The organism is Aliiglaciecola sp. 2_MG-2023, assembly GCF_030548145.1.
GTDB classification, from domain to species: domain Bacteria; phylum Pseudomonadota; class Gammaproteobacteria; order Enterobacterales; family Alteromonadaceae; genus Aliiglaciecola; species Aliiglaciecola lipolytica_A.
On the sequence record NZ_JAUORY010000012.1, the window covers coordinates 89,750 to 114,407 of the forward strand.

The following is a 24,658-nucleotide window of genomic DNA, read 5'->3' on the forward strand; positions in this document are numbered from 1 at the left end:
GTTAACAAAATGATATATGCACAACCTGGACAAGAAAATTCACTCGTAACTTTTAAACAACAGTATGGCAACTACATTGGTGGCGAATGGGTCGCACCGGTCAAAGGACAATACTTTGATAACGTATCGCCTGTTAACAATGAGGTCTTTTGTTCAATTCCTCGTTCAACTGAGGAAGACATTAACTTAGCCCTAGATGCAGCACATAGAGCAAAAGATGCTTGGGGCAAAACGTCTGCAACTGACCGCTCTAATACGCTTTTGAAAATTGCTGACCGTATTGAGCAAAATCTTGAAATGCTGGCGGTTGCTGAAACTTGGGATAACGGTAAAGCTGTGCGTGAAACTTTAAACGCAGATATTCCGTTATGTGTCGACCACTTTCGCTATTTTGCAGGATGTTTGCGTGCTCAAGAAGGCAATATGAGTGAAATTGATGAGAACACCATCGCTTATCACTTCCATGAACCGCTAGGCGTTGTTGGCCAAATTATCCCTTGGAACTTCCCACTTCTGATGGCTGCTTGGAAATTGAGCCCAGCATTGGCGGCGGGTAACTGTGTGGTCATGAAACCAGCAGAACAAACTCCAGCGTCGATTCTGGTACTGATGGAACTGATTGGTGATTTATTGCCACCAGGGGTGCTAAATATTGTAAATGGTTTTGGTAAAGAAGCGGGTGAAGCTTTAGCAACCAGCAAACGTATTGCAAAAATTGCATTCACCGGTTCTACACCAATTGGTTCTCATATTCTTAAATGTGCGGCTGAAAACATCATACCTTCTACCGTTGAGTTAGGTGGTAAGTCTCCAAATATCTACTTTGAAGACGTAATGAATCATGAAGATGAATATCTAAGCAAATGTGTTGAAGGAACTGTGTTGGCATTCTTCAACCAAGGTGAAGTATGTACCTGTCCTTCTAGAGCATTGATTCAAGAATCCATTTACGATGATTTCATTTCACTGGTAGTTGCGCGTACGCAGCAAATTAAACGTGGCAACCCATTGGATACAGAAACCCAAGTGGGTGCGCAGGCTTCAGAACAGCAATATGACAAAATTCTAAGTTACCTAGATATTGGTAAAAAAGAGGGTGCTGAAGTACTTATCGGCGGTGGCCCTGCAATGATTGAAGGTTTCAGCAAAGGTTTTTATGTTGAACCTACTTTGCTAAAAGGTCGCAATGATATGCGCGTGTTCCAAGAAGAAATTTTTGGTCCAGTGGTCGGTGTGACTACCTTTAAAGACGAAGCAGAAGCTTTGGCAATTGCTAACCATTCTGAATTTGGTCTAGGCGCAGGTTTATGGACTCGTGACATGAACCGTTCATACAGAATGGGACGCGCAATTCAAGCGGGTCGAGTATGGACTAACTGCTACCACGCTTACCCTGCCCACGCTGCATTTGGTGGCTATAAAAAATCAGGCGTAGGCCGTGAAAATCATAAGATGGCGTTAGGTCATTATCAACAAACCAAGAACTTATTGGTTAGCTATGACATTAACCCATTGGGCTTTTTCTAAAAGCGTTGCCTTGAAAAAGGCGTAAGTGGGGGTTTCCGCACCCAGTGCGGAAACCTTTTTCGCTTAGCGAATAACAACTTAGGTTGATGATTAACACTCATCCCGTTTAAAACAACCGGAGTATATATGCGAGTTCCAACCGCTTTAGTTTTGTTCTTGGTGTTGTTGCTTAGTGCAACGGCTCAGGCTAGTAACACTATCCGTGTTGGGGTTTTAAAATATGGCACCCTTAATTGGGAAATGGATGTTTTAGAAAAATTACAATTAGCAAAACAATATAACCTTGAGGTTGAACGAATTCCGTTAGGTTCACCGCAAGCGCTGTTAGTTGCCTTACAAGGCGGTTCAATCGATGTCATTCTTAATGATTGGTTATGGGTGGCACGGCAAAAAGAAGCAAACCGCGACTTTTATTTTTACCCCTATTCCACCGCGGCTGGTGCGCTTGTTACTCATCCCCAATCAAATATTCATGAACTTGCTGATTTACGTGGTAAAACCATTGGCATTGCGGGGGGCAATACCAATAAAAATTGGGTGCTGTACCGAGCATTCTTAAAGCAGCAAGCCAATTTAGATCTCGCTCGCGATGTGACGGTAAAGTTCGCCGCCCCGCCTATGCTCAACGCGCTAATCGCGAAAGGCGATTTAGATGCGGTTATTAATTTCTGGCATTACGCTGCGCAATTGAACGCACAGGGGATGCCGTCTTTAGTGACCATGCCCGAAGTATTGAATGCCCTAAACGTTGAAGGTCAAGTGCCTGTTTTAGGTTGGGTATTCAAACAACAATGGGCGGATAAAAATAGTGAAACCATCAATCTTTTTTTGAGCATGTCCGCGCAAGCTCGCCAACTTATGAAACATGACGACGATATTTGGCGGCAAATCCCCACGTTTAGCAAAAAGTACTCCGCGCAAGTGCAACCCTTTTTAATGGATGGATATCGACAAGGTATTCCCGATACATTTGTGCAATCGCAAAAAGTACAAATAGACGCTCTATTTCAACTCATCAAGGCAAATGACAGTCAACATGCTTTGACGGGCAACTTGGGAGGGCTTCCAGATGATATCTTCTGGCGTCACACCAGTGTTAGATAAAGCTACAAAGCCAATTCAAGTTAAATCTAAGGGTTTCCAAGGAAATACGTTTATTCGTATTGCCTCGTTATTACTATTGTTGGGTCTTTGGCAATTAAGTGTATGGTTTTTTGCAGTACAAATGTTGCCGTCGCCAACAGCGGTCTTTAACGCGCTTATTGAACATATTGCATCAAATGAACTGCCCTATCATTTGGGAGTAACTCTACAACGAGTGATGTTCAGTTTCGTCATTGCTATGTTGCTGGGTTCGATTATTGGTCTGCTCATGGGCTATTTCAAAAAGGTTGATATTTGGCTGGATAGCCTACTCACTTTGGCCCTAAATATACCTGCACTGGTCACCATCATTTTGTGCTTTATGTGGTTCGGGCTAAATGAATTTTCTGCAGTGTTAGCAGTTATTTTGAACAAAGCGCCCAATGTTGCTGTCACTTTACGTGAGGGAGCAAAAGCCATCGATAAAAGTCTGATGGAGGTAGCGAAAGTCTATCAATTACCCTGGCAGCGAACGTTAACAAAAGTATATCTACCACAGCTCTATCCATATTTTTTAGCAGCAGCGAGAACGGGGCTAGCGTTAGTTTGGAAAATTGTATTAGTTGTGGAGTTGGTTGGCTGCAGTAACGGTGTTGGTTTTCAACTGGGTAACTTTTTTCAGTTTTTCGATATCACCAGTATTTTGGCATATACCTTTGCTTTTGCTGCAATTATTTACACCGTTGAAGGGCTGATTTTAAGACCCTGGGAACGCAAAGTAACGAGGTGGCGAAAATGTTAACTGTAGATATTCATAACAAAGTTTTTGAAGCTGATGTCAGCATAATTAAAAACCTGAACTTTTCGGTGGACGAAAACGAAATTGTAGCCTTAATTGGTCCATCGGGTGCGGGTAAAAGTACCTTGCTCAATCTTATTGCTGGTCTTGATGAGCAATTTGAAGGCACTATCACTAGTCCAAATTGTGCAATGCATAATATCGGTTTAATGTTTCAAGAGGCGCGATTGATGCCTTGGTTGACCGTATTGGAAAATGTCGTATTGGTTGCTGAAGGCCGAAAGGATAAACAAAGGGTTGAGCAAGATGCGTTGGAAATCCTTAAACTGGTTGGTATGGAAGGTCATGAGAATGCCTATCCGAAACAATTATCCGGTGGCATGACCAAGCGGGTCGCCTTAGCCAGAGCATTTATGTTTAACCCAGAGGTGTTACTCATGGATGAACCCTTTGCGTCTTTAGATGCACCTTCGGCAGAGCAGTTACGCCAGAAGTTGTTGATTCTTCAACAACAAATGCATTCAAGCATATTATATGTTACCCATGACTTAACTGAAGCTGTCGCTATTGCAGATAGAATCATATTTTTAAGTGAAAAACCGATGACAGTGATCGAAGAAAGAAAAGTGACGCTTCCTCGACCGCGATATTTACATGATCCTGAGGTCGGTGACATTTGCCAATTTTTTTACCGTCAATTTCCAGATTTACTTTGCACACATGAAAATAGTGCTAAATGTATGTGAAACATGATGGCTTTTGTTGTTAAGCAATTGTGAAAGAGATAGTATTCCTCCATACATCAGGAGGAAACATGGGCAATCAAAATCTGCATTTAAATGTGGTGGAAAAATCTATCCCAGGCGTGGCAATGGCTGGTTCGGAGCATACTGACCCTGTGCTTGCTGCCGAAGAAATTTATGCTGCGATTGCGCCTTGTCAGCCAACATGTGTAGTGTTTTATTGTGGGGTTAATTATCCTCAAGCAGAACTATCAAAAGAGTTGACTAAGTATTTTTCAGATACGGTGGTAATAGGTTGTACTTCTGCTGGTGAAATTACCCCGTTGGGCTATCGTAAACACAGCATTAGCGCATTTGCATTAAGTAGCAGTGAATTTGCTGTTGAGTCTATATTAATTGAAGATTTAGCCACCTTTAATGTAGCTGAATCTGATGTTTTAGTCGGTGGAATGATGGATAAATTGCGTGAAAAAGCAGTGTCTCCTCATCCCATTGAAAAGCAGTGTTTTGCTTTGTCGTTATTAGATGGTTTGTCTGTACGTGAAGAGTTGGTGATAAATGCACTAAGTTTGAGTCTGCAAGATATCCCCATCGTTGGTGGTTCTGCAGGCGATGACCAGAACTTCCTCAACACACAAGTTTATTACGATGGCCAATTTTACACTAATGCTGCGGTTATCATGTTAGTGAATACAATTTGTGAGTTCGAAGTGTTTAGCCAGCATCACTTATCACCAGAAGACGAAAAGCTAGTGGTAACACAGGTAGCACCTAATTCCCGTGTGGTGCATGAATTTAATGCCGAACCTGCGGCGCTTGAGTACTGTAGAATTAATGGTTTGAAGTTAGAGGATTTGAACTCTAAAACTTTTGCAATGTACCCACTGGCGGTACAATTTGGTGAACAATTGTATATTCGCAGTATTCAAAAAGTGAATGACGATCTGAGTTTAACTTTTTTCTGTGCCATCGACTCAGGCGTGGTGTTAACTAAAATGATTTCGCCCGGATTGTTGCCACATACATCGCTTATTTTTAATTTATTGAAAGAATCCGTGGGTGAGATGCAGTTGGTTATTGGATTTGATTGTATTCACCGACGAATAGAAATAGAACACCATGATATTGCCGAAGAAATGTCTGTAATGTATCGAAAGAACAATGTAATCGGCTTTAGTACCTATGGCGAACAAATTAACGGATTGCACCTGAATCATACCTTTACGGGTGTTGCTATTGGATATCCATATGACCCAAACCAACGTTCCCTTACCAGAAAGTAGTGAGCTAACTGTCAAAGTAGATCATGAGAGAACTGAACTAGAACAACTGCGCTATGAAAATCAAAAACTTAGCAAAATAAACAATGTTTTGATGCGTCGCGTTGAAATGGGGTGGGGAAATCACAGTGACGCATATCAATCCTTCGAAGATGCAGCGCTACTGGCTGATAAAGTAAAAGAACGAACTCAAAAACTGCAGCAAACCCTTCATCGACTTGAAGAGTCGAACCAAAAATTAGAACAAGCACGTTTGGATGCTGAACGTAACCGGCAGGCATCAGATCAGGCACGACAAAGACTCAATGATGCAATTGAAAGTATCTCTGAATCCTTTGCTTTATTTGATGATGAACGAAAAATGGTGATGGTAAATAGCCGTTGCAGCGAGTTCTGGCGCAAACACAATATTGATTTTGAAATTGGCAAAACAACCTTTCAGGAAATCACTGCCGCGTCTTTACCTTATGTTGATAAGCAGGCAAAAGCACAAAAGACGGTGGGAATGTATCCTGATCCTATCACCCATACTATTTTTAAACTCAAAGATGGTACCTGGATTCAAATGTCCGAAAGAAAGTCCTCTGAAGGGGACTTAGTTGTAGTTTATACCGACATTACTAACATTAAACAAAGTGATGAGCTGCGCTATGAAAAAGCCATGGCTGAACAAGCTCAGGTACTAAAGTCGACCTTAGAAAACATGTCTCAGGGAATTGCCTTAGTGAATGCAAATGGCAATATTGAAACGTGGAATCAACGGTTTTTACAATTAGCAGGTATTCGCAAAAACAAAGTTCATCGTGGTGATAACTATCTTGGACTACTGCGAGGTAGTGAGTTAGATGAGTCACTTACCGAGAACCAATTGTCAGGTATTCTAACTCAAAAGGATGATTTTGAGACTGAAAAAACCTTGCAAAGCGGCAAGGTTATTCTTATCAAACGGCATTCAATAAGTGGCGGTGGATATCTGAATAGTTACACTGATATAACCGAACGCAGCCTAAACCAACAGGCTCTGCAAGAAAGTGAGCAGCGTATTCGATTAATAACCGATGCGATGCCTGCGTTGATTTCATATGTAAACAAAGATATGTGTTATGAATTCGTCAACCGCGAATTCGAAAAATGGTTCCAGCGGTCTCGCTCAGAAATCATTAGCCACCATTTGAATGATGTACTAGGTGAAGAAGAATTCAACAAACTTTATCTGTACATTGAAAGGGCGATGCAAGGGCAATCAGTCAACTTTGAGGTTGAGCACAGGCACGATGGTGGTAATCCGCGTATCTCCAACAAGACTTTCATTCCTCACTTTGACCAAGATCGTAATGTCATTGGATTTTTCACGTTAGAACAAGACGTAACTGAGCAGCGCAGAACGGCCAAAGCGTTACGCCATGCCTATGACTACATGGAGCAGCGAGTTAATCAACGCACCCAAAAAATATCTGAAATTAATCTGCAGTTGCGCCAGGAAATAGAAGATCGCCAATTGGCCGAAAAAAGTTTAATTGATGCGAAAAGCGAGGCAGACCGCGCCAATGAATCTAAAAGTAAGTTCCTAGCGGCGACTAGCCATGATTTATTGCAGCCGATGAATTCTTCGCGGCTATTTGTCGCTGCGCTGAATGAACTTAGTTTGAGTGCCGATGCTGAAAAGCTGTTGAGTTCGTTAAGTTACTCATTGGAAAACCTCGAATCACTAATCAGTGCTTTAGTGGATATTTCAAAACTTGAAGCTGGCTTGATCGAACCCGTATTAGAAGACTTTTCGATTAATGACTTATTGAATAATTTGGCCAGTGAATTTGGTCCGCAAACCGAAGCGAAAAATTTACGTTTTCGATTTAGCGGCTCTACCCGAGTGGTGCATTCTGATGCTTATTTATTGGCTCGTATTTTACGTAACTTACTCAGTAATGCCGTGCGTTACACCAATGAAGGCTCAATACTCTTAGGGGTTCGCAGACGCAAATCGGCACTGGAAATTCAAGTCTGTGATACTGGTATCGGCATTCCAGATGATAAGTTAGTGGAGATATTCCACGAATTTAACCGTATTGATGCGAAAAAGCGACGTCACGATCAGGGGTTGGGTTTAGGTCTGGCTATCGTTGAAAAGCTGGCCAGTGTTATGAATCATCGTATCTCTGTAACTTCGGTAGAAGGCCAAGGTTCTAAGTTTAGTATCTTCATTCCTTATGGCACAAAAAGCAGCCAAGAATTGTCCTTGAACCAAGCAACGGCTCAAGATAGATTCAATAGTCACCTTGAAGATGCGAATATTCTAATCATTGATAATGATATTGAAATTTGTTCCGGGATGGAGACTTTATTGCAAGGCTGGGGATGTCAGGTAACCAGTGTTCAAACTCTAGAACAACTGCAAGACCGCAACTGGTTAAGGTCATTGGCGCCACAATTGATAGTTGCCGATTTCCATCTTGATAACGGAGAAACCGGTTTTGATGCACTGAAAATTACCGAAAGTGTGTTAGGAAAGTCAGTGCCTGTGATTATGATTACGGCCAACTATACCAATGAGCTTCGCCAACAAGTGCGAGAAAAAGGTTATTCTTTACTCAATAAACCGGTGAAGCCCCATAAGATGAAGCTGGCAATTTCTAACTTACTATCTAACAACTAATCCCAATTGGCCTTATTCAGCGCTGACTGATTAAGAGCAGTTGGGATAACCGATTAAACTAAATCTTTAGCGAATTAAGTATTGGTTAAAATCAATATTAGCCGCACACAAAGCTGCTTGAATTCGATTGTGTACATTTAATTTATTTAATATCGCAGAGACATGGGCTTTAACAGTGGTTTCTGCAATATTGAGTTCGTAAGCGATTTGCTTATTCGATTTGCCTTTGGTGATACACTCGAAAACCAGTAACTGTCTTCTTGTTAGCGCACCAATTAATTTCGGATCTATTTGTTGTGCGGCCAAATCTTTTTTCGGTTCACTAACGGAACCCTTACGAATAATATCCGGTGGCAAATAGACTTGCCCAGAAAGCACTTGCTGAATGGCCGCGACAATTTGCTCACAACTCGAAGATTTAGTTATGAAACCAACGGCGCCATAAGTAAATGATTGAAGAACAACACTCTTATCTTCTTCTGCTGAAACGATCACAATCGGCACTTCAGGATATAAATTGCGAAATCGGACTATCCCATTCAAACCATCCATACCGGGCATGTTGAGATCAAGTAAAACTAGGTCGATATTCGGATTCTCTTCTGCTTGAGCAAGAGCTTCTTCCAAATCAGTACAAGTGATCGTTTGCGTGTCAGGGATATTTCGCTCTACAAAATCGGTAATTGCATAGCGGAACAATGGATGATCATCAGCTACTAATATTTCTATCATAATGAACAACCTAATTTGAGTTTAACAATTATTTTACAAGATTTGGGCGTGTACTGTCGAGTCATATCTTGGTTCTCACTTTTTGCATACTACGTTTGGGGTCGTAGCCCCAGATGGCTAAGGCGCTTAGTATTACCGTTGTTACCAAGGTTATTATCATGGCATTAAAATTCGCTGATTCATATAAGGCGAATCGAATAAGTTCTACTCCATGAGTAAAGGGGTTGTATTGAGATATCCAATATAACACTTCGTTTGACTCGCGCATTTTCCAAAGTGGGTAAAGAGCTGAGGATAAGAAAAACATCGGAAATACGACAAAATTCATTACTCCTGCAAAGTTCTCAAGCTGTTTAATTCGAGAGGACAAAAACAATCCTAGCGCTCCTAACATCAGGGCCGTGAGCAGCAGTGCAGGAAAGGCCAGCAAGTAACCCATTAGTGTCATTTTAATCCCCAACAGCCATGCTATCGCAAAAAATACATATACTTGAATAATGGAGATACTGGCACCCGCAAGCAGTTTTGCAATGAGTAAAAATGGCCTAGGCATAGGGCTGGTGAGCAGTACTTTCATACTGCCCATCTCGCGGTCATAAACCATAGATAACGAACTTTGTAAGCCGTTAAATAGCAATATAATGCCTGCCAGTCCCGGCACTATATAGACGTCATAGGTTATGTAGGTTTGATAAGGGGGGATGATCGCAATCCCTAAGGCTGCACGAAATCCGGCGGCAAATACCACTAACCATAAAAGCGGTCTGACGATAGCGCTTACTAGCCTAGCTTTTTGTTGTAGAAAGCGCAGCATCTCTCGTTTAATAATACCGTTAAAGCAATACCAGTATTGAATCATGAGGCTTCCTCTATAGTCATTTTCTGATACAAAGTTGCCACATCGCTGCAACCCTGGTCAGACAGTGCTTTTTGACAAGGAGCGTCTAGACATACCTTTCCTTGATGTAAAATAAACAGATGATCCTGTAAGGTGATTTCATCAATTTGATGGGTGGAAGACAAAACGGTAATTCCGTCTTTGGCACACAGTTGTCTGATATGTTGATTGATACTTTGTCTGGTTTCTACGTCCAAACCCACGCTTGCTTCATCGAGTAATAGCAATGTCGGTTGGTGCAGCAGAGCCCTGGCTATTTCTACACGGCGACGATGACCGCCGTTGAGATTTCTGACTTTTTCATGTTGTCTATCTTGTAAATTAAAACGACTTAATTCTGCTTGCATTCGTTGGCTGGCGATACTGCGTTTTATGCCATGCAAACTGGCGTGATACAGCAGATTTTGGGCAATGCTCAAATCTAAATCTAAGGTACTTTGCTGAAACACTATGCCCATAGATTGCATCGCACTGCGCGGCGACTTTTGTATATTTTCACCTTGCACTCTTATCTCACCATGTTCGGTATTCAATAACCGACAAATAAGTGAAAATAATGTGCTTTTACCCGCGCCATTAGGGCCCAGCAAAGCGTAAAACTTGCCCGCTTCGAGAGACAAATTGACCTGTTCTAGTACTTTCTTCTGCTGATAACGATAATTCAGATCTGTTATCTCTAGTACTCTTGATTCGGTGTGAGTGATTGCGTGATTTTGCTTCACGGTTTCACCGCTATACCCCAAGGATAACGACCGACTCTAATGGTCTTTATCACTTCTAGATCCTCGACATCAATGATGGATACATCACCACTTACCCCATTGGTCGTTAAAAGTAACGATTGGTCTTTTGCAAAGGCCAGTTGCCACACTCGTCGTCCCACTAATAAGTAATCAAGCACCTCAAAGGTTTTTGCATCAACCACTGCAACGTGGTTTGAGGGTCCTAAAGCCACAAAAGCATATTTGCCATCATCGGTTAGTTTTATTCCGACCGGTTGCACCCGATCTTTGTGTACCCCTTTCACATTAAAGCGAATGGTATGTAGTATTTTTCGCGTATCAACATCAACAATTGTGACTGTGCCACCGATTTCCGATGATGACCACAATTGTTTCCCATCTAAACTAAATTCCACATGACGGGGGCGCTGATCAACCAAGGTGTTATCGACCAATTGAAAATTGCTGGTATCAATCCAATGCAACATATTGGTAGTTTCAGTGGTATTTATTGCCCACTTTCCATCTGGGCTAATCGCCATGCCCTCAGGCTCTACACCGACATCGATTTGGGCGAGGACGGTGCGGGTTTGTGTATCGACTACCGTAACCACAGCGTCGTCCTCATTGGCGATGTATAGATGACGATCATTTTTGTGCAACGCAAATTGTTCGGGATCTTCACCAGATGGTAGGTTGTGAATAATTCTATTGGTCGCCACATCCATTACTTGCACCGCATCAGATTCACTGGCGCAAATATACAAGTAAGCAAAATCTTTACTAAAAATGATGCCCCTAGGGCGCATTCCCACATCAATGGTATCGATCACTTCTAAACTATCTAGGTCAATGATTGAGATGGTGTCATCTTTCTCGTTAGACACATAGGCGGTTTCTGCGTAGGCCAAATTTAAAATTGCGAGTAAGAATGAGATTAACAACAGGTTTTTCATGATTTATACCTTGTCCATATTGCATTTAACTTCAGGTTTGTCGTATCCGAGCGTATCGAGATCAGTCGAAGGATGCAGAAAACCTTGTTGTGGTGATTGACTAACTAACGCATTGGGCTGAACTAACGGAATGGGTTGGCGCAGTTGGCCGTTATAGTCCCGAAAAGTTAGCTTTCTACCTTTAAATGCGGCCAACTCAAATTTATCGCTTAGCAAATACTGATATAACACTTGTACATCATTTGATTTGGTTCGAGTAACTGCTTCAGCTATCGCCCTTACTGCTAACCAAGCGGCATAATCTTCGTTTTGCATATCTCTAGCAGTGAACTGATTAAATCGGTTTTGCAACTGCACCGCTCCCCACTGTTCAATACTATGATGCCAAGCGACCGGAGTGAGGCCATGAGTACCTGCTACCGGCCGGGGGAGCCAAGTGTTATATGGCAGATAAAAACCGTATTGGTTGTGCGCATCGGTGACAATAACCACATCGTAATCTTTCGACTGGGTGAGCGCTGGGACTTCTTGTTGTGCAACTCGTCTTAAGTCAGTAGTGAACGTCCATTTACGTTGACCAATGATTTTACTTCCAAAGCGTTTCGCTGAACGTTGATAGGAGGCCGCAATAGTCTGATCTTGCTGATCAGATGAACTCACGATTAACCACTTTTGCCAGCGTTTAAACACCATGAATTGGGCCAGTGCATCACTTAGCATAGCTTGACTTGGAATGGTGTGCAATAACCCGCTTTGACATTGATTAGTGCGCCAAGTATCACTTTTATTGCCAGCATTTATGACTAAGCGGCGGGCTGAATTATGGCTTAGTAAATTGGCCAAAAGCGCGTCGCTACCTACCGCTATTATTGGTCCTTGGTGATGTTGTTCCCATTTGGAAACTTGTTGCTGTAATGCACTAATGTTGGCATCTTGAAAGACTGTTAGTGCGAAATGCTGTTGTAAAAATCGACCAGTCGTATTGCTATCATTAATACCTAGTTGCGCGCCTGAGACGGCCAGATTGTCTGCCCGTAACTTACTCGCAAGGACGCTATTAGGCTTGGCTGGTTGCTCTACTACAATCGCGATTGGAATCGTTAAGTTTGCTGCACTTTGTTGTGCTTTAACCTTGGTAACCGAGCCTACACACAGCAAAGTCAGTAAACTTAAGCAGATTGTTTGATAATCAATTCGTCGCCATTGTCGCAAACCCAATAAAGTACTTGGCATTTTTGGTTGGGCATCATCGTCCGTACTGTTCAGCATAAACATGAGCGCGATTCCTTCTTTATCAGTAAGTCTGACTCATACTAATGGAAGATTTAGGCTTTATGTATGAGCAAAAAGGATGAAAGGTTTACTACCTAAGTACAATTGGAAGCTTTTTTTGAATCACCTAACGTTACCCTATTGGCTGGGATGAGATGCTCAAACGACAAACAACACGACTAAAGTTGTCTGCTTCTAGAGACCAGCTAAGACTTTTAGATGACTTTAAGACAACTTTTGGAGAACGATAATGAATAAATTAGCTACAGCTGTATGTGCAAGTTCGCTGGCGATGATGTCTGTGTTTACTTATCAAGTGTACGCCCATGGTGATGTTACGCCGCAAGCAGTTGATGTAAGTAGTTTGCCTCAATTAGGTGAGGAGTGGCGTGAGACAAATCCATTTACTGGCAATGAGCAAGCAATAAAAGTAGGTGACTCCGCCTACAACCAGAACTGCGCTCGTTGTCATGGCCTTGCGGTGATCTCTGGTGGAATAACCCCGGATTTACGTAAACTGAATGATCCTAATGAATTTTTTAGCAGTGAAGAAGCGGATGCTTGGTTCATGAGCCGTATTCGTCATGGCGCAGTAGTGGATGGCCGAGTTTATATGCCTCCGTTTGAAGGTATTTTAAGCCAAGAAGCAATGTGGGCAATTAAAGCATACATTGAAACTCGTGACGTGCCAGAGTAAGCCATGAGTAGTCAACTTGGGTGTCGCTACCTGATTGCAGGAATTGTACTCTTTATGAGTATGTTTCCTGCTGCTTCGATGGCGCGTAGTTTTGATGACATCATGGAGTCTGGTTACATCTCGGTGGCTGTCTATAACGACTTTCCACCCTATTCGTTCAAACAAGGGGACGAACCAAAGGGCATTGATGTAGATGTTGCCAAAGAAGTAGCCAAGCAGCTTGAGCTAGATATTCGCTGGATGTGGATTACCGCAGATGAGAACCTCGAAGATGATATGCGCAATGCTATCTGGAAAGGCCACATCATCACTCGGGAAAAAGCCGATTTGATGATGCGAGTGCCATACGATCGAAAGTTCAGCTACGCAATTGACGGCTATGGATTACCTAAAAACGAAATGGTGGTGATGTTTGGTCCCTATCATCGAGAGAGTTGGGCAATCCTCAAAGATACCAAAAAAACCAATAACATCGACACCTTAGCTATCTTTCAGTATGAAAAAATTGCGGTTGAAATCGATTCTTTACCGAGTTTTTTTCTAGGCGCAACAATAGGTGGACGTTTACGCGATAACATTATTCATAGCAAAGATATTTTCGAAGCAATCGACCTGCTGAAAAAACAAGAAGTTGCGGCCGTCTCTGGTATGCGTTCGCAATTAGAGTGGGGAATGCCTGATATTGAACCGCGCTTCACGATAAATGCCGCTGGTTTGGCAGCTATCAGCATTAAATCTTGGGACATTGGAATGGCGGTACAACAAGATTTTCGTCAGCTGGCGTATGCTATTGAAGATCAAATCACCCTGATGGTCGACGACAAGCGAATGCAATCTATCTTTGACAGTTACGGCATCACTTTTGAACCAGCCAGCCTGTATCAACAAAGTAAATAACACCCTTGGTTAGAGCCGCAGTGCTCTAATCAATTTTCAATCTGTAATTTCCCCTCCTCATTTGTGCAATTAGTTTTTTCAATTTGCCTAATAATCCGCAAACGCTGTTGAAAGTGAATTAACAAGCAAATAGTGAAAAAAAGTATTTACGTTGTTTGGGACTTTAGAATGCGTAATTTTTTGCTAAGTACTACTACTAACGGACTAAGAATGATAATCCAAGGTTCAATGGTTGTTAACAAGTTGTTGTTCGATACTAATTCACGACGGCTAAGGTGGTGAAAGCAGTTTAATACGTTTTACCGCAAGAGACGGACAATTACATTAAATCCCGGGGATACCAGTCAGTACGTAGGACCGCCTCGGAAAAACAATAAAGGCGGTGTAACGCCTTAAAGTACCTGTTGAACTACTGGAGAATTCTAATGAAAAGCCGAAAAATTTCAGGCCAATTGCTTAGTACGACACTTGGCCTATCCCTCGCGTTTGGGGTGTTAAGTGCAAGTGCGCATGCCGCAGTCACAGATAAAGATATTATCAACGACCAGCAAACCACAGATGATGTGGTTAGTTATGGTCTTGGTCCTCGTGGTCAGCGATACAGTCCACTTGATACTCTGAATACCAAAAATGTCAAAAAAATGCATCCTGTTTGGGCTTTCTCCTTAGGGGGCGAGAAACAACGTGGTCAAGAATCACAGCCAATAGTGAAAGATGGTGTGATGTACGTGACGGGGTCCTATTCTCGAGTGTATGCAATTGATGTGGACACTGGTGATGAACTTTGGCAGTACGAAGCTCGACTACCTGATGGCATCATGCCTTGTTGTGATGTGATTAACCGTGGTGTGGCAATCTATGATGACTTGGTTATCTTCGGTACGCTAGATGCAATATTGGTCGCCTTGGATCAGAAAACCGGTAAGGTTCGCTGGCGTAAAAAGATGGGTGATTACAAAGCAGGTTACTCATCTACTGCAGCACCTATGATCGTTAAAGGTATGGTCGTGACGGGGATATCTGGTGGTGAGTTTGGGGTAGTGGGTAAAGTTGAAGCCCGAGATGCTAAAACCGGTGAGTTAATTTGGTTGCGTCCCACTGTAGAAGGCCACATGGGATACCTCAATGGTAAAGAGAACGGGATTACTGGCGGCGAAGCAAACAAAACCTGGACCGGCGACCTGTGGAAAACTGGTGGCGCAGCTACTTGGTTAGGTGGCACCTATGATCCTGATACAGATTTGATATTTATGGGTACTGGTAACCCAGCACCATGGAACTCCCACCTACGTCCAGGTGACAACTTATACAGTTCATCCCGTTTAGCCATCGATCCTGATACTGGAAAAATTGTTTGGCATTTTCAAACCACGCCACATGATGGTTGGGATTTTGATGGTGTGAACGAAGTTATTGCGTTTGACTATAAAGATGGCCGCAAAACGGTAAAAGCAGCAGCAACCGCAGATAGAAATGGTTACTTTTATGTTCTTAACCGTGAAGACGGTAAGTTCATTCGCGGATTTCCATTTGTTAACGGGATTACTTGGGCTACGGGCTTAGATGAAAACGGACGCCCAATTTTTAGTGAAACAGGTCGTCCAGGAAATCCAGCCGACTCTGAGTCAGGTGAGAAGGGTAAATCAATCTTTTCTGTACCTGCATTCTTAGGTGGTAAAAACTGGATGCCTATGGCTTACAGTCAAGATACTGGATTGTTCTATGTACCTTCTAATGAATGGGGCATGGACATTTGGAATGAGCCGGTAAATTACAAAAAAGGTGCGGCTTATTTAGGTTCTGGCTTTACCATTAAACCTATTTTCGACCACATAGGTTCATTAAAAGCGGTTGATCCTAAAACCGGCGAATTGGTCTGGGAATTCAAAAATAAATCGCCTTTATGGGGTGGTGTATTGGCCACTGCTGGTAACTTAGTTTTCACTGGAACACCTGAAGGTTATTTATATGGCTTTAATGCCAAGACTGGTGAAGTCGTTTATAAGTTTAATACTGGATCAGGCATTGTTGGCTCGCCTGTGACTTGGGAAAAAGACGGTGAACAATACCTGAGCGTGTTATCTGGATGGGGTGGCGCTGTTCCATTGTGGGGCGGTGAAGTTGCTAAGACCATCAAAGATATCAACCAAGGAGGAACCGTTTGGACCTTTAAATTGCCACGCAGTTAATGTTGGCGCCGTGACAAGGGGGGGTCCCACCATCTTGTCACGTTTTTTATTTAAGTGGTCTGGCAGCTGTATTTGTCAGACCGTTTTTAATTTGATTACGTCAGCTTGTTTATCAACTGAGGCAAATTAGGAAGCCAATTGCCATGATGCTTGTTCGCAATTGTTTAATCATATTCGCAATCACCTTCTTGCATAGCGTAGCGCAGGCGTCTGCCATACCTGAAGAACAAATCAAACAAATATTTCCTAAAGCCACGTTAATCGGTGAAACCCTAGCGGAGTATCCGGTACAACCGGTATATCAACTTCAAGAATTACTTGGTTACGTATTTCAAACAAATGACTTAGTCGAACTTCCGGGTTTTTCAGGCGACAAAATTAACCTTTTGATTGGACTCGACACTTTAGGCAACATCAAAGGGATTCAAATTTTAGCGCATCATGAGCCAATATTTCTGCATGGTTTAGGTCCTGAGCCATTAAATGCATTCATTGCCCAATACATTGGTAAAAACGTATCCAATCGAATCATAGTAGACAAAGCCGCTAACGATACCAATCCCGATGACAACACTGTACATGTTGATGGCGTTACCAAAGCCACGGTCTCTGTGATTGTGGTCAATGACACTGTTTTGTTGTCTTCTTTGCAAGTGGCTAGAAATATGTTGGAGGGTTTTACAGTTGCGCCTTTAGCTACCCCTAACGACGATTTTCAGCCACTCACATGGCAACAACTTTTAGACAAAAACTATGTGCAAAAATGGACGCTAACCCGAGAACAATTTGAACAACAATTACATGCCGCATTAGAAGACTTTCCAACAGATACATTCACCACCGAACAAGGTGATGAATTTACTATTTACTACGCCTATTTGAATGCTCCTAGTATTGGCATTAATTTGCTTGGTGAGGGTGAATACCAACGATTAATGGACGGATTAAAGCCTAACGAACAAGCGTTTGCGGTTATGTCAGAAGGTTTTTATCACTATCTGGAAGATGATTTCAAGCCAGGTACAGTGGCAAACCAGATTAGTTTGGAGCAAGGTAGTTTACCGCTGGCAATGCGGGATTTAAATTTTTATAGCTTTACTGAGCCTAGCCTAGCGCAACAAGCGCCAATCGCCGATGATTTACAACTGTTTGTGGTTAATACGCAGTCGGGATTTAATCCTAGTTTACCGATGCAATTTTCCCTCAATATAACAGTGGCTAAAAACCACCTCGTACAACAACAAGCTAGTTTTCAGAATGAATATAAGTTGCCACTGTCTCTTTTTGATATTGCGGAGGCTGTTGAAGTTGAGGCCGCTACACCGCCATGGGTAAGAATATGGGAATCTCGGATTGCTGTGATAAGCGTTTTAGTTGTTAGCTTAATCGCCGTCACTTTTATTTTCGTCTATCAGCATCGGTTGTCTGCTAATCAAAAACTTTTCCGTGTGGTACGTTGGGGGTTCATGTTTTTCACCCTGTTTTTCATCGGTTGGTATGCGCAAGGGCAACTATCGGTAGTTAATATATTTCCAATTATTCAAAGTCTATTCAAAGGCTTTGAAATTCAAATGTATTTAATGGATCCGGTGTTGTTTATTTTGTGGATCTACGTTTTTATCAGCTTGTTTATAGTCGGCCGTGGAATATTTTGTGGGTGGTTATGTCCTTTTGGCGCATTGCAGGAAATGCTTGGTTGGGTGGCTAAAAAATTACGTATTCGCCAAAAGAAAGTGCCGTATTGGTTACACAGCAAGTTGTGGTGGATTAAATATGCAATATTGATAGGGCTGGTATTTACCTCAATTTATTCGCTGGGCACTGCGGAAGTGTTGTCAGAAGTTGAACCTTTTAAAACGACGATTACCTTGCAGTTTTATCGGTATTGGCCATTTGTTGTGTATTCCTTGGTACTACTTGGCGCGGGTTTATTTATTAATAAGTTCTACTGTCGGTATGTATGCCCATTGGGGGCTGGATTAGCTATTTTAGGCTATTTCCATATGGGGGAATGGCTAACCCGCAGGAAAGACTGTGGCTCTCCGTGCACCTTATGCCACCATAAATGTGATATCAAAGCTATCACCCCAAAAGGTGAGATTAATTACAATGAATGCGTTCAGTGTTTGGAATGTATTGTGTATTACAACAATGATGATTTATGCCCCCCGCTTAAAAAGAATAAGCGCAAAAAAATGGGTAAAGCCATCGACGTTTCTCAGCAAGCAGTTTAAACACTGTAGTTTCTATTTGGTGTTTAGTTTCCGTTCCTGAATCTATATAGATTCAAGCTTTCGGGCTTTATCTTCCGCGCTGCATTGACTAAAGATGCACTATGTTTCAATTATTTAACCCACTGAATTGCTAATAGGGTGCGACAATATGTCGCATTGTTGATAGCACTTAAGTTTCTATAATGGTCGTCAATCATCGTTTTTGTTTATATTGGAATAGGCCATGCGTATTTTGCTCTGGCAACTCACATTTGTATTTTTTTTGTGTTCTTTTAGCGTGCTTGCACACGACTTTAATGCTGGCAAATTACAGATTGAGCATCCATGGGCTCGACCGACTGCGCCTGTTGTAACAACAGGGGCCGTGTACCTAAACATCCACAATCCCAGTGCTGAATCGGAAAAGTTAATTGCCGTAAAAGTACCTGAAAATATTGCTTCATCGGTTCAAATACATCAAACCACCTTCAATCAGGATATGGCCAGAATGCGTGAAGCCCGCGATGGTTTAATTATTCCAGCTAAAGGAGAATTAGCGCTACTCCCCAAAGGCGCGCACATCATGTTGCTTGGCCTTAAAAAGCAATTACAAAAAGGCGATAAATTTATCGCGACTTTGCAATTCGAACACAGTGTAGAGCTACCCGTCGAGGTTTGGGTAGAAGATAAACCTAATCAGTCTGCCACTGAAGGCTCGCATCACTAGTAATTCATCATTAACCACTCATTATTAGAGAACTATTATGCAAATGAATGCACGTTTTATATCTACCAGTATCGCCGGATTATTTGGTCTTAGTGTTTTAACGGGGTGCGGTGGAAGCAGTTCCAGCGACGATACTTTAGTGGCTCCTGTAGCCACAGCTTTTAAACTTAACTTTAAAGCTATGAGCGGTTCTGAAGAAATCAATTGTGACACCATGCTAACAGGATACGGCAGTGATCAGAGTTACAGTGTTGGTTTGAGTGATCTGCGTTTTTATGTGAGCAATATTAAATTTTATGACCAGTATGATGTAGAGATTGAGATCACATTAGATGAAAACGAATTCCAGTATCAAAACGCTGAAGGTTTTGTTGGACTAGTAGATATGACCAGCAATTCAAGTGGTTCTTGCCAATCTGATGCAATCGCGTTTAGTGAAGGTACCGCTCGGACAAATACCTCAATAACTGGGACGTTGTTTGATACTGGCGTCACTAAAGTGACCTTTGATGTTGGTGTTCCCCAAGGCGTAATGAAAGATGTAATTGCGACCAACTCAGCTGAAGACGCTCCTTCTCCATTAAATGAAATGTATTGGTCTTGGGCAGGTGGTTATCGCCATTTCGTGATGAACTTTGCCATTGAAGATACCAATGGGATTGCTGGTGAAGGTTACTTACACATAGGTAGTCGCGGATGTGGTGGAGATGGATTGCTTGCACTTGAAGGTAAAGATGAGTGTGACTTTGTAAATACCCCCAAAGTCGAACTCATTGATTTTGATCCGGCGGTAAATACTGTGGTGATTGATGTGCAAAAGGTGTTGAACGATGTGGCGTTTGCATCAACAAATGGAACCGATGCACCTGCTGTAAGTTGCCACTCCGCGCCTAGTTCTACACAAGTGGACTGCGGCCCTATATTCGTTAACTTTGGGATTGACGGGGACACTGGAGAAGCGACTGCCAGCAGCAATCTAACCGTGAGTATGGAATGATTTTCAACGTTTTTGTTGAATCTTCGTTTTGCCTTATTAGATATTTATTTTAGTGCAATTAAAGTGATGATATGAAGTACATTTTTGCAGTCGTGATAGTGGCAATGTTAAGTGCCTGTAATCAATCGTCCACTACGACGGTGGAAGAAAGTGCGCAACAAGAAACCCTAAGGGAATTGTTGGATCTACCTGAGCATATGGCGGTGCCAGCAATTCCTGATTTTAACCCGCTCACTCGGGAAAAAATTGAACTGGGTCGTTTTTTGTTTTACGACAAACGCTTGTCTGCTAATCAAACTCAATCTTGTGAATCATGTCACGACCAGCAATTGGCTTTTTCTGATGGTTTAGAAGTGCCAACAGGCTCCACCGGCCATCAATTAACCCGCAACAGTCAAGGTTTGGCAAATGTGGTTTATCATTCGACATTCACTTGGAGCAACGATACGTTTCTGGAACTTGAAGATCAGCTAAATGTGCCTATTCGTGCCGATAATCCTATTGAATTAGGCGTTACTGACTCGGAACTTGAAGAAGTGTTAGCACGCTTTGATGCTGATCCCGTTTATGTTGAAATGTTTGCAAATGCTTTTCCTGAGAGTGATACAGGCGCCACAATCAATAAAATCATTTTTTCTTTAGCCAGCTTTGTGCGCACCATGATAAGTGCCGGTAGCGCTTATGATCAGTACTTACTGGGCGATAAAACCGCACTGACAGAACAGCAAAAATTGGGATTTCAATTATTTAATGGTGAAAGGTTCGAGTGTTTCCATTGCCATACTGGTGCAAACTTTTCTGTTTCCTATCGAGACTCCAATACAAATTCAGGCAACATCCAATTCCCATTTTTCAATAACGGTTTGTACAACGTTGATGGTGAGGGCAGTTACCCCGCAAGCGATCAAGGTTTATACGATTTAACCTTAAATGAAGCTGATAAAGGGTTGTTCAGGCCACAAAGTCTTCGCAATATCGAATTAACTGCGCCTTACATGCACGATGGCAGTATTGCCACATTGCGGGAAGTCATCGAGCACTATGCCCGTGGTGGGCGTTTAATCGAATATGGTGAAAACGCCGGTGACGGTAATTTAAGTCCGTTGAAGTCTGGACTCATCTTGGGATTTGTCGCAAGTGATGAAGAGATAGATGCTGTGATCGCTTTTTTAGAGTCACTTACCGATTACGAATTTATTAATAACCCTAAATTTTCAAACCCTTTTGAAGAGCAATAATGAAACTCAAAGCATGCTTAATTTTTGGATTTTTTGTCCCTTTTACATCGCAAGCTCACGAAGTTGAGGGCATAGCCGCGCGTCCAGACTCAGTTGAAGTGCGAACCGCAATCACTTATCGAAGCGAAGATGCGTTCTCGGATACTGAAATTTGGCAGTTCCCTGGTGTACTACTTGGCGGCGAAGCGCTTCCTGTAGAAAAAGGTGTAACTTTGGATGATGTGCAATTGTTGGGGCACTTAAACATTAAAGATGATTACTTCATTAGCACCAAAGTAGGGGCTCACAGTCACAGTGGTGAAAGCGAGTTAGAATTAGAAAACCTTTGGTTTGGGACGCGCTCTTCTATCGCAGGACAGCCATTGTTATTTGAAGTAGGTAAAATGGCAACTGAAGTGACACTGACGGCTAATTTTCACGCATCTGACGATGTATTTAGTGAAGCTCCTTTGCTCGCTGATGTCTTTTTTGGACGGCATTCCAGAGACTTAGGAGCGCGCGCTAGAATCCGTTTGATGGGAATTGATTTTGGTGCTGAGCTTTGGAATGGCGATAATTGGCCAGCGACCTCCGGAGAAGGTGCCGCAGCATTGTTCGCCCATTATCAATATGAACACGACGGGATAAATGCCACTTTAGGTAGTTGGCTAATGCATAGCCGAGCGGAGAATCGAGTTGATGAACGTTATAGCGATGGTCACAGCCATGGCGACCAAGATCTTACCGCATCAGATCTCTCATTCTCTGGTGATACCACTATGGTCGGGGCATTTGCTAATCTTGAATGGCAACTTAACCCTATCACTTTACATGCTGACGTTGAATGGATTCGAGCTGACTTCGATGCTGACCTAGCTGACACAACGCAGACAGCGGTTTTAGACGCCACTCAAGATGGTTACAAGTTTCAAGTTGGCGTGTCACTTGATAATCATACCTTACAAGCTAAGTATGAGCGTTTAGTGGTAGACAATCGATTTACTGAGACATCACAAACCTTTATCCAACAGTCAGGCTTATTTAATAATGACCATGAACCGGCAAAAGCTGCTGTGGCTTGGATTTGGCAGTTTCACCAAGACTTCAGGTTTCGTACTGAATGGTATCAAGATGATACCCAAGAAGAAGGGGTTAGTAGATGGTCTGTGGGTTTAGTTTGGCACTATAAGCTGCTATAAATAATGAAAAATAGACTAAAGTGATTTAATCTCGATGCCACACCTACAAACTAACCGACAACTATTAAAACTCATCAAACTGCGATATGGATTCATATTTGCGCAGTTGTTGGTCGTTTTACTTGCCGAATATTGGTTTGAATACACACTTCCTTATTTAACTTTAAAGTTAATTATTGCACTAGAGTTGGCGATTAATATGTTGCTATTCTATTGTTATCGAGGCAATCGAAACGCCCACTCAGGTGAATATCTGTTCCAAGTTTTGCTCGATATTGTACTTTTGACAGTATTGTTATTCTTTGCCAAAGGTGCAACCAACCCCTTTGTTTCGTTATTGTTGATACCCGTCGCGATTGCCGCAGTTACTCTTTCTCGTCGCTTGTTGCTGTTGGTCAGCTTTGCCGCTTTAGTGGCTTATTCTGTATTATTCTTTAGCATTGACCCTCATCAGATGCATATGGTCGATATGCAGCAACACTTCTTAGGAATGTGGGTGAATTTTGTTGTATCTGCATTATTGGTGGTGCTGGTGGTGGCATCTTTAGCCCAAGCTATGCGAAACCAAGAGCGTTTTGTAAGCAAGTTGCGGGAAGAACAATTACGGCAAGAACAATTGGTAGCATTAGGCACTACTGCAGCTCAATTTGCTCATCAACTGGCAACCCCCTTGGCGACGGCAAATTTGCTAACCGAAGAGCTTGAGTTTGAATTAAATGATGACAATCCTCTGCTCAAACAATTGAGCGAACAATTAAGTTTATGTAGCCGTCGTTTGGAAGATTTTCGCGAGATGTCGGAAGAGGTAAAGTTAAACACCAAAAGACTGATTCCAATACCTCAATTGTTTGTCAAATTGCAACAAGAGGTACAGCTAAATTTTGCTGATATAGAAGTCCAATACAAAATAGCGAGCTTAGAGAAATTTGCTGTTCGTGCAGATACCACTTTGTTACCCGCGTTATTAAATTTAATTCAAAATGCTGTGCAATCTAGTAAACGTAATAACTGCCAACAGATTCAAATTCAGTGTCAAGTCAATAATCATGCTAAAACAAGTCAACTGGTGCTCAGTATCCGTGACTTTGGTACCGGACTACCCGAACAGAGCTTGCTCGAGTTGGGGTCGACCTTAGTAGAAAGTCAACAAGGATTTGGTATGGGAGTATTACTTAGTCACGCTACATTAGAGCGTTTGGGAGCGCAACTGCGCTTGTATAACCATTCAGAGTCAGGGGCGGTGGCCGAAGTTTTATTAGAATTGGTAACCCTACAATGAAACTTTTGTTAGTGGAAGATGAGCAGAGTTTTGCCGATATTTTATTGCGACGACTGACACACCAAGGATATCAATGTTTGCACGCAGATACTGTGGAAAAAGGCCTAGAATTGGCACAGCAATCATTTCCAACACACCTAATTTTAGATTTAAAAGTGGGCAGCCAAAATAGTTTGTCCATCTTGCCGCAATTAAGGCAGTTATTACCCACTTCTCGAATCATTCTGTTAACTGGATATGCCAGTATTGCGACCGCAGTTGAAGCTATTAAAGCTGGTGCAGATGATTATTTGTCGAAGCCTGTAGACAGTAAAACCTTGTTAGCAATGTTAGCCGGTGACACCCCAAAAGAGGTCACACAGAATACTAATATCATGTCGCCTGCAAGGTTGGAATGGGAACACATTCAGCAAGTTCTGAAAGCTAATCAGGGAAATATTTCAGCAACTGCTCGGCAACTGGGAATGCATCGCAGAACCTTACAACGTAAATTAATCAAAAAACCGAGAAGCGATTAAGTAAAAACTAGTGCTGCTCTATCTCATTTGGCTTACCTCATTTTAAGCGTACCTAAACCC

General features: G+C 42.3%; 21 protein-coding genes. 16 read left to right on the top strand and 5 right to left on the bottom strand.

Annotated elements, in window-relative coordinates; all coding sequences use genetic code 11:
- Nucleotides 1-9 precede the first annotated feature (9 nt).
- From Q4567_RS13500 to Q4567_RS13525, 6 genes are all read left to right on the top strand, one after another.
- Nucleotides 10-1,527 carry an aldehyde dehydrogenase family protein gene (locus Q4567_RS13500; protein WP_216048696.1) on the top strand — a complete coding sequence of 506 codons (1,518 nt, stop codon included), beginning with the start codon at nucleotides 10-12 and terminating at the stop codon, nucleotides 1,525-1,527.
- A 126-nt stretch (nucleotides 1,528-1,653) separates the two neighbouring features.
- On the top strand, nucleotides 1,654-2,631 hold the full coding sequence (locus Q4567_RS13505; RefSeq protein ID WP_216048697.1) for an ABC transporter substrate-binding protein: 978 nt from the start codon (nucleotides 1,654-1,656) through the stop codon (nucleotides 2,629-2,631).
- On the top strand, nucleotides 2,597-3,412 hold the full coding sequence (locus Q4567_RS13510; protein WP_252729210.1) for an ABC transporter permease: 816 nt from the start codon (nucleotides 2,597-2,599) through the stop codon (nucleotides 3,410-3,412). The genes Q4567_RS13505 and Q4567_RS13510 overlap by 35 nt, the downstream gene beginning before the upstream one ends.
- Nucleotides 3,406-4,155 carry an ABC transporter ATP-binding protein gene (locus Q4567_RS13515; RefSeq protein WP_216048698.1) on the top strand — a complete coding sequence of 250 codons (750 nt, stop codon included), beginning with the start codon at nucleotides 3,406-3,408 and terminating at the stop codon, nucleotides 4,153-4,155. The genes Q4567_RS13510 and Q4567_RS13515 overlap by 7 nt, the downstream gene beginning before the upstream one ends.
- 68 nt (nucleotides 4,156-4,223) lie before the next feature.
- Nucleotides 4,224-5,435 (top strand): nitric oxide-sensing protein NosP, encoded by a 1,212-nt coding sequence (gene nosP, locus Q4567_RS13520; protein ID WP_216048699.1) that lies wholly within the window; start codon nucleotides 4,224-4,226, stop codon nucleotides 5,433-5,435.
- Nucleotides 5,401-8,085: a NahK/ErcS family hybrid sensor histidine kinase/response regulator gene (locus tag Q4567_RS13525; RefSeq protein ID WP_216048700.1), complete on the top strand. Its 2,685-nt coding sequence runs from the start codon at nucleotides 5,401-5,403 to the stop codon at nucleotides 8,083-8,085. Before nosP ends, Q4567_RS13525 begins: the two co-directional genes overlap by 35 nt.
- Nucleotides 8,086-8,151: 66 nt before the next feature.
- Here the strand turns inward: Q4567_RS13525 and Q4567_RS13530 are convergent, their stop codons facing one another.
- The 5 genes from Q4567_RS13530 to Q4567_RS13550 form a co-directional block, all read right to left on the bottom strand.
- A complete protein-coding gene (locus Q4567_RS13530; protein ID WP_216048701.1) occupies nucleotides 8,152-8,817 on the bottom strand; it encodes a response regulator transcription factor in 666 nt (221 codons plus the stop codon).
- Nucleotides 8,818-8,878: 61 nt separating this feature from the next.
- Nucleotides 8,879-9,676 carry an ABC transporter permease gene (locus Q4567_RS13535; protein ID WP_216048702.1) on the bottom strand — a complete coding sequence of 266 codons (798 nt, stop codon included), beginning with the start codon at nucleotides 9,674-9,676 and terminating at the stop codon, nucleotides 8,879-8,881.
- Entirely contained in the window at nucleotides 9,673-10,437 is a 765-nt protein-coding gene (locus Q4567_RS13540) for an ATP-binding cassette domain-containing protein (RefSeq protein WP_303500741.1), read from the bottom strand. The genes Q4567_RS13535 and Q4567_RS13540 overlap by 4 nt, the downstream gene beginning before the upstream one ends.
- Nucleotides 10,434-11,393, bottom strand: a complete 960-nt coding sequence (locus Q4567_RS13545; RefSeq protein WP_303500742.1) for a YVTN family beta-propeller repeat protein — start codon at nucleotides 11,391-11,393, stop codon at nucleotides 10,434-10,436. The genes Q4567_RS13540 and Q4567_RS13545 overlap by 4 nt, the downstream gene beginning before the upstream one ends.
- 3 nt (nucleotides 11,394-11,396) lie before the next feature.
- Nucleotides 11,397-12,668: an ABC transporter substrate-binding protein gene (locus Q4567_RS13550; RefSeq protein WP_216048704.1), complete on the bottom strand. Its 1,272-nt coding sequence runs from the start codon at nucleotides 12,666-12,668 to the stop codon at nucleotides 11,397-11,399.
- Nucleotides 12,669-12,915: 247 nt separating this feature from the next.
- On the opposite strand from Q4567_RS13550, the gene pedF reads away from it, so the two are divergent.
- From pedF to Q4567_RS13600, 10 genes are all read left to right on the top strand, one after another.
- Nucleotides 12,916-13,362 (top strand): cytochrome c-550 PedF, encoded by a 447-nt coding sequence (pedF, locus tag Q4567_RS13555; RefSeq protein WP_303500744.1) that lies wholly within the window; start codon nucleotides 12,916-12,918, stop codon nucleotides 13,360-13,362.
- A 3-nt stretch (nucleotides 13,363-13,365) separates the two neighbouring features.
- Nucleotides 13,366-14,259 carry a transporter substrate-binding domain-containing protein gene (locus Q4567_RS13560; protein ID WP_216048706.1) on the top strand — a complete coding sequence of 298 codons (894 nt, stop codon included), beginning with the start codon at nucleotides 13,366-13,368 and terminating at the stop codon, nucleotides 14,257-14,259.
- A 425-nt stretch (nucleotides 14,260-14,684) separates the two neighbouring features.
- Entirely contained in the window at nucleotides 14,685-16,448 is a 1,764-nt protein-coding gene (locus Q4567_RS13565; protein WP_216048707.1) for a PQQ-dependent methanol/ethanol family dehydrogenase, read from the top strand.
- Nucleotides 16,449-16,591: 143 nt separating this feature from the next.
- Nucleotides 16,592-18,682 (top strand): NosR/NirI family protein, encoded by a 2,091-nt coding sequence (locus tag Q4567_RS13570; RefSeq protein ID WP_303500746.1) that lies wholly within the window; start codon nucleotides 16,592-16,594, stop codon nucleotides 18,680-18,682.
- 223 nt (nucleotides 18,683-18,905) lie between these two features.
- Complete coding sequence (locus Q4567_RS13575; RefSeq protein ID WP_303500748.1) at nucleotides 18,906-19,388, top strand: copper chaperone PCu(A)C; 483 nt, start codon at nucleotides 18,906-18,908, stop codon at nucleotides 19,386-19,388.
- Between the two features lie 37 nt (nucleotides 19,389-19,425).
- The gene (locus tag Q4567_RS13580) at nucleotides 19,426-20,385 is read left to right on the top strand and encodes an MbnP family copper-binding protein (protein ID WP_303500749.1); all 960 of its coding nucleotides are present in this window, start codon (nucleotides 19,426-19,428) and stop codon (nucleotides 20,383-20,385) included.
- A 71-nt stretch (nucleotides 20,386-20,456) separates the two neighbouring features.
- Entirely contained in the window at nucleotides 20,457-21,623 is a 1,167-nt protein-coding gene (locus Q4567_RS13585) for an MbnH family di-heme enzyme (RefSeq protein ID WP_303500751.1), read from the top strand.
- Nucleotides 21,623-22,801 (top strand): hypothetical protein, encoded by a 1,179-nt coding sequence (locus Q4567_RS13590; protein WP_216048712.1) that lies wholly within the window; start codon nucleotides 21,623-21,625, stop codon nucleotides 22,799-22,801. Before Q4567_RS13585 ends, Q4567_RS13590 begins: the two co-directional genes overlap by 1 nt.
- Nucleotides 22,802-22,835: 34 nt before the next feature.
- Complete coding sequence (locus tag Q4567_RS13595) at nucleotides 22,836-24,080, top strand: ATP-binding protein (protein WP_303500753.1); 1,245 nt, start codon at nucleotides 22,836-22,838, stop codon at nucleotides 24,078-24,080.
- Entirely contained in the window at nucleotides 24,077-24,598 is a 522-nt protein-coding gene (locus Q4567_RS13600; protein WP_216048714.1) for a response regulator transcription factor, read from the top strand. Before Q4567_RS13595 ends, Q4567_RS13600 begins: the two co-directional genes overlap by 4 nt.
- The last annotated feature ends 60 nt before the right edge of the window (nucleotides 24,599-24,658 follow it).